Raw genomic sequence first — 6,902 nt, 5'->3', positions numbered from 1 at the left:
AGTAGAGACCGTGCCAAGGCAGCTCCCAAAAACAAAAAAGTCACACCGTTTCCGATATGACTTTAACTCTTGCGGACCGGACGGGACTCGACCCGTCTCTACTGAGTAGAGACCGTGCCAAGGCAGTTCCTAAAAAACAAAAAAGTCACACCGTTTCCGATGTGACCTTAACTTTTGCGGACCGGACGGGACTCGAACCCGCGACCTCCGCCGTGACAGGGCGGCATTCTAACCAACTGAACTACCGATCCAAAAACATATTAGTAAAAACTAACTATCTTTTTGTGTCCCAATTCGTTATATTGCTCCGTTTTGGGATTGCAAAGATAGTGACAAAGTTCCCAATTAAGCAAATCTTTTTTAAAAAATATTTTCAGCATTATCTTTACAGCCGATCTTTAACCAATTTAATCAAATTATGCAATTCCTGGATTTCGAGAAACCTATCGCTGACCTTTACGAACAACTGGACAAGCTCAAGGAAAATGGTGATAAGTCAGGCGTGGATGTTTCAGCAACTGTCAAAGAATACGAACAGAAAATAGCTGAAACCCGCCAGCAAATTTATGATCACCTCACTCCCTGGCAGCGGGTACAGTTGAGCCGTCATCCTGATAGGCCTTATACACTGGCGTATATTGAAAAAATGTGCACCAACTTTGTGGAACTGCATGGCGACAGAAACGTAAAAGACGATAAAGCAATGGTCGGCGGTTTCGCAGACCTCGACGGAGAAACAGTAATGTTTATCGGTCAACAAAAAGGGATAAATACCAAAATGCGTCAACTCCGCAACTTTGGTATGGCCAACCCCGAAGGCTATCGCAAAGCCTTACGTTTAATGAAACTTGCCGAGCGTTTTGATAAGCCTATCGTTACGCTCATCGATACCCCAGGTGCATACCCGGGCCTGGAAGCAGAAGAAAGAGGCCAGGCAGAAGCAATTGCCCGCAACCTCTTCGAAATGGTCAAACTCCGCGTTCCCGTTATCTGCATCATCATCGGCGAAGGCGCTTCCGGCGGGGCATTAGGAATCGGCATCGGCGACAAGGTCCTGATGCTGGAAAATAGCTGGTATACAGTTATCTCTCCTGAAAACTGCTCCACAATCCTCTGGCGTAGCTGGAACTTCAAGGAAAAAGCAGCCGAAGAGCTGAAACTTACCTCCGATTATATGAGCCAGTTCGGACTGGTAGACGGCCTGGTTCGCGAACCACTGGGCGGCGCACATACCAACCCGGATGAAATGGCCCAGATCCTTAAAAAACGCATCAAAGAAACACTGGCCGAACTCAAGAAAATTGACCCGGATACCCGCATCCAGCAAAGGATTGATAAATTCTCCAGCATGGGCTTTTTCGAAGAGAAATAAAAAATATTTAGAGATCACAATAAAAATTTCGAATTTCGGCCTTCGGAATTCGAAATTTTTATTTTCCCATAAACACAATGGAACAACTCAAAGGCACGGGTGTAGCTTTGGTAACACCCTTTAAAGCAGATGAAAGCATAGATTGGAATGCTTTGGAAAGACTCATCAATCACGTAATTGATGGCGGCGTTAACTACGTAGTATCATTAGGTACTACAGGTGAAACTCCCACTCTTTCTGCAGAGGAAAAGGTGGATTTGATAAAATTCACTTTCGAAAAGGTGGCGAAGCGGGTGCCGGTAGTAGTTGGTATTGGTGATTACAACACAAAAGATGTAGTAAAACGCCTGGAAAAATGTCCGCTCGACGAAGCTGCGGCCATTCTCAGCGTGGCTCCTTACTACAGCAAACCTAGCCAGGAAGGCATTATCCAGCACTATAAAACAGTTGCTGCCGCCTCTCCTAAACCCATCATCCTGTACAATGTACCCGGTCGTACCGGTCGTAATATGACCGCCGCCACTACATTGCGCCTGGCTCATGAGGTAGAAAACATCGTGGCCATGAAAGAAGCGTCAGGAGACATGGTGCAGTGCATGCAGATCATTAAAGACAAACCTAAGGACTTCCTCGTAGTAAGCGGAGACGATGCCCTGGCCCTCGGTCAGTTAGCCTGTGGCATGGAAGGCGTAATTTCCGTTGCGGCTAACTATTTCGCAGCCGACTTCTCCAGCATGGTGCAAGCTGCATTGCTGAACGATTTCCCTGCTGCCCGCGCGCTGAACTACAAGATGCTGGAAGGTTTCGACCTGATGTTTGCCGAAAACAATCCCGCCGGTATCAAGGCGTTCTTACACCACGCAGGCCTGCTCGAAAACAGTTTCAGGCTGCCTGTTGTTCCCGTGAGCAACGAGTTGTATGCAAAAATCGGCGACTTCCTGAAAAAATACTAGTCAACAACTTCACAAGAAGCATAAAAGGCAAAGGAGCGAAATTAACTTTCGCTCCTTTGCCTTTTTATAGTCATATTACTGCTTATACCAAAAATGTAACTCCTTCCTCCGCGATGGCCGTACGTTCAAAAATGGGCCTTGATTCCTCCAGGAACGGGCCCAGCTCTGTGTATTTAGAGGAGAAATGCCCGATTAGCAGCTGTTTTACCCTCGCTGCCGCCGCCAGAGATGCCGCCTGGACTGCCGTACTATGATACCTTTCAGCCGCCCTCTCATGCAGTTCATGCAAGTAAGTGGTTTCATGGTACATGAGATCCGCTCCTTCCAGCCAGCGAAGCAAGCCGGTATCATAGATCGTATCTGCACAATACACATAACGTTTAGCAGGAGGTGGTGGTAAAGTTACCCAGTCGTTTTTCACAATTGTTCCATCTTTTCTGCGGTAGTCTTCCCCGTCCTGCAATTTGGAGAAATAGGCAGCCGGTATTTCATAAGCCCTGGCCTGGTCTGGTAACAGTTTCCGCTTTCTTTTCTGCATTTCAAATGAAAAGCCAAAACAGGGGATCCTGTGCTGGGTCGGGAAACAACTGACCTGGAGCTCCTTGTCTATTAAAATGATCCCGCTGTAACCCGGCGTCAGCGGCACAAAAGACAGCTCGTATTTCAGCTGGGTTTCGGCGCTATCCAGCTGCAACTGGATGATCTGCTCCAGTGGAGCAGGCCCGTAAATGCTCAGCGGTTCCGTTCTGCCCAACAGGTTCAGAGTGTTCAGGAGGCCGATCAGGCCGAAATAATGGTCGCCGTGCAAATGGCTGATGAAAATATAACGTAACCTGCTTCTTTTGATCTTATACTTCGCTATTTGCAACTGTGTACCTTCTCCGCAGTCGACCAGGCACAACTGTTCGTTGCAGGTAACGACCTGCGCGGTAGGGTGCCGTTCAAGCGTGGGTATAGCCGAATTATTGCCAAGTATGGTAACTGCAAACATGCTTCTACTTTTTTCGGGAGGTCAACAAAATTGATCATAATTACTCCAAACCATCTAACAATTCTCTTTCCAGTTCCTCCATCATTACCAGGTCAATAGCCTCCGCCATAGTTGGCGCCAGGTTCAGCATTTCACCACCTGCTTCTTTTAACGTAACTGTTAAAGTCGTGTTAACTCCGGTAATTGCACAAGAATGGTTGGTGTCATACATATGTTGGTAAACTGCTAAAATGTCTTCCAGTCCTTTGTCGTCAAAGTTTTTGACGAAACTTAAATCCAGTATGAGATTGCGTCCATTTAACTCGCTCAGTGAAGTAATAGTTGAGAATAGGGTATCTGACATATTTGCATCCAAAGAATCCACTTCCGGACTAAAAACAACTATTTTTTCTTTGGTATCAATTTTGAATTTCATGCGATGGACGTTGTTTTATACTTTTAGTAAAAATAAATTTAAGAGAGGGAATCCGCCTATAAAATATACCGTAAGAGATCGTATCAAAATCGCTTTTTCTTCGTAAATATTTTTAAACGAACGTACCCGCATCAACGCAAAAATAACTCTTATACTATTAAAGTGTAAGTTGTTTAAGTCTAAAAAAGAAATAACTTCATTGCAATTAGATAGCGTGATAATCTTAAGTCAGAATTATTCGTTATTATTGTATAAGCAAGCCCCCGTAAGGGTTTTTGATAAATTTAATATTCTCACAATGGACCAGAATTTTTCACCGCAAGTTAAGGAGATCATTTCGTTCAGCAGAGAGGAAGCTTTACGTCTGGGGAATGACTTCATAGGTACAGAACACCTGCTGCTAGGTATTATACGAGAAGGCGAGGGGACGGCCGTAAAGATTCTGCAGGCTTTAAACGTAGACCTCTACGAATTACGTAAGGAAGTAGAATTGGCTGTAAAAGATAAGACTGGAAAAAACATCCAAAATATCAATAGCCTCCCGCTTACCAGACAGGCAGAGAAAGTTATCCGGGTTACCGTTTTGGAGGCCAAGGCACTGAAAAGTACCACGGTTGAAACGGAACATCTGATGCTTTCCATACTGAAGAATAAAGAAAACGTTTGTACTCAAATCTTACAACAATTTGACGTGGACTACGATACTTTTAAAAACGAACTGGGCTTTGTAAAGTCTGCAGACCCTAAGTCTGAATTCGATGATCCGGGCGAAGAAGAGTTTGAAGATGAAAGGAAAAGCTATGCTTCCAAAGCCAAGCAGACTAACACGAAATCTAAAACTCCCGTACTAGATAATTTTGGTAGAGACATCACCAAGTTGGCCGAAAGCGGAAGCTTAGATCCTATCGTGGGTCGCGAGCAGGAAATCGAGCGCGTGTCTCAGATCTTATCCCGCCGTAAGAAAAACAATCCTATCCTCATCGGTGAGCCTGGTGTTGGTAAAACAGCTATCGTGGAAGGCCTCGCCCTCCGCATCGTTCAACGCAAGGTTTCCCGCGTGTTGTTCGATAAAAGAGTTGTAAGCCTCGACCTCGCCGCCCTGGTTGCCGGTACCAAATACCGCGGCCAGTTCGAAGAAAGGATGAAAGCAATTATGAATGAACTCGAGAAAAACAGGGACGTAATCCTGTTCATCGACGAAATTCACACCATCGTTGGAGCTGGAGGGGCTTCCGGCTCACTGGATGCCTCCAACATCTTTAAACCAGCCCTGGCAAGAGGCGAACTCCAATGCATTGGCGCTTCCACTCTCGATGAATACCGCATGTACATCGAGAAAGACGGCGCACTGGATCGCCGCTTCCAGAAAGTAATGGTTGAACCGCCTAGCGTGGAAGAAACCATCCAGATCCTGAACAACATCAAGCCTCGTTATGAAGAATACCATAACGTTAGCTATACTGACGCTGCGATCGAATCCTGCGTGAAACTGAGCGACCGCTACATGACAGACCGTTTGTTGCCAGACAAGGCAATCGATGTACTGGATGAAGTTGGCGCCAGGGTTCACCTGAAAAACATCAACGTGCCTCAGAACATCCTCGATCTCGAAAAACAGATCGAAGACATCAAACAGGAAAAAAATAAGGTAGTTAAAAGCCAACGCTTCGAAGAAGCCGCCGCTTTACGCGATACTGAAAAGAAACTGGGCGAAGACCTGGAACGCGCAAAAGCAATGTGGGAAGAAGAAGTGAAGCACAAACGCTACCCGATCGATGAAGAAGCTATCGCCGAAGTAGTAAGTATGATGACCGGTATCCCTGTTAAACGCATGGTACAGGCAGAAACTGAAAAACTCCGTCGCATGGGCGAAGACCTGAAAGGCGCCGTGGTTGGCCAGGACGATGCTATCAGCAAAGTCACCAAAGCCATTCAACGTAACCGCGTAGGGTTGAAAGATCCGAGAAAACCAATCGGTACCTTTATCTTCCTCGGTCCTACCGGTGTAGGTAAAACAGAATTGGCTAAATCCTTAGCCCGCTATATGTTCGACTCAGAAGATGCCCTCATCCGTATCGATATGAGCGAATACATGGAAAAATTCTCTGTAAGCCGCTTAATTGGTGCGCCTCCGGGATATGTTGGTTACGAAGAAGGCGGTCAGCTAACCGAAAAGGTTCGCCGCAAACCTTACTCCGTGATCCTGCTCGATGAGATCGAAAAAGCACACCCGGATATCTATAACCTGTTGTTGCAGGTACTGGATGATGGTATCCTGACAGATGGCCTCGGCCGGAAAGTCGACTTCAAAAATACCCTCATTATCATGACCTCCAACATCGGAGCTCGTCAACTGAAAGACTTTGGCGCAGGCGTAGGTTTCTCTACAACCGCCAGGGCCGTAAGTGAAGAGGATAACGCTAAATCAGTGATCGAAAAAGCACTGAAACGCACCTTCTCTCCCGAGTTCCTGAACAGGATCGATGATGTGATCATCTTTAACTCACTGTCTAAAGAACACATCTATACCATCATCGATATTACCATGAAGAGCGTGTTGAAACGTCTGAATAACCTGGGCTTCAGCCTGGAACTGACAGACGAGGCCAAAGGATTCCTGGCAGATAAAGGCTACGACCAACAGTTCGGCGCCCGTCCGCTGCACAGGGCTATCCAGAAATACCTGGAAGACCCGCTGGCTGAAGAGATCCTGAATATGAACATCCACGATGGCGACATCCTGGTGGCTGACCTGGATAAAGAGAACCAAAAACTGGTTTTCTCTCTTCAAAACAACTCTTCAAAGAGTAAATCCGAAAAATCAGAAGCTTAAAATCGTAAGCCATAAATTGTAAAAGCCCATTGGTTCGGCCAATGGGCTTTTTTATGTGTGCCAGGCATGTGTTATATCTCTAGGGTGCAAGTCCCGAATGCGCTTTGTAGTAGGAAGCATTAGCCAATAGCAAGGGTGTCCACTGTAAAGTGGAATCTGAAGGAAGCTGGCGGCAAACATCCGGGCCGACGAACAGAAACTGTATACAAGGCGGGGTTACAAGGGTGATGTTGCATAAGAAACAAAAACCCGATACTACACAGATTGTAACAACGTAAATGCAGCGGCTACATGGATGGAAAGCGATAACACTTACCCTGGGAGGCCCTGTTTTTTTT

The 6,902-nt window shown here is 46.1% G+C and carries 5 protein-coding genes and 1 tRNA gene; 3 read left to right on the top strand and 3 right to left on the bottom strand.

Annotated elements, in window-relative coordinates; translation table 11 throughout:
* Positions 1–177: 177 nt before the first annotated feature.
* Positions 178–251 (bottom strand) — tRNA-Asp (locus tag BLV62_RS27895).
* Positions 252–418: 167 nt separating this feature from the next.
* Between BLV62_RS27895 and BLV62_RS27890 the strand changes: the two genes are divergently transcribed.
* Entirely contained in the window at positions 419–1,372 is a 954-nt protein-coding gene (locus BLV62_RS27890; protein WP_089766342.1) for an acetyl-CoA carboxylase carboxyltransferase subunit alpha, read from the top strand.
* 77 nt (positions 1,373–1,449) lie between these two features.
* On the top strand, positions 1,450–2,325 hold the full coding sequence (gene dapA, locus BLV62_RS27885) for a 4-hydroxy-tetrahydrodipicolinate synthase (protein ID WP_089766340.1): 876 nt from the start codon (positions 1,450–1,452) through the stop codon (positions 2,323–2,325).
* 82 nt (positions 2,326–2,407) lie between these two features.
* Here the strand turns inward: dapA and BLV62_RS27880 are convergent, their stop codons facing one another.
* Positions 2,408–3,316, bottom strand: a complete 909-nt coding sequence (locus BLV62_RS27880; protein ID WP_089766338.1) for a ribonuclease Z — start codon at positions 3,314–3,316, stop codon at positions 2,408–2,410.
* Positions 3,317–3,356: 40 nt separating this feature from the next.
* Entirely contained in the window at positions 3,357–3,731 is a 375-nt protein-coding gene (locus BLV62_RS27875; protein ID WP_089766337.1) for an STAS domain-containing protein, read from the bottom strand.
* A 298-nt stretch (positions 3,732–4,029) separates the two neighbouring features.
* Between BLV62_RS27875 and BLV62_RS27870 the strand changes: the two genes are divergently transcribed.
* Positions 4,030–6,564, top strand: a complete 2,535-nt coding sequence (locus BLV62_RS27870) for an ATP-dependent Clp protease ATP-binding subunit (RefSeq protein WP_089766335.1) — start codon at positions 4,030–4,032, stop codon at positions 6,562–6,564.
* Positions 6,565–6,902 lie beyond the last annotated feature (338 nt).

Source organism: Chitinophaga terrae (ex Kim and Jung 2007) (assembly GCF_900107795.1).
GTDB lineage: Bacteria > Bacteroidota > Bacteroidia > Chitinophagales > Chitinophagaceae > Chitinophaga > Chitinophaga terrae.
Note: the sequence above shows the minus strand (reverse complement) of the source record. Positions and strands in the feature narration are given on the sequence as shown.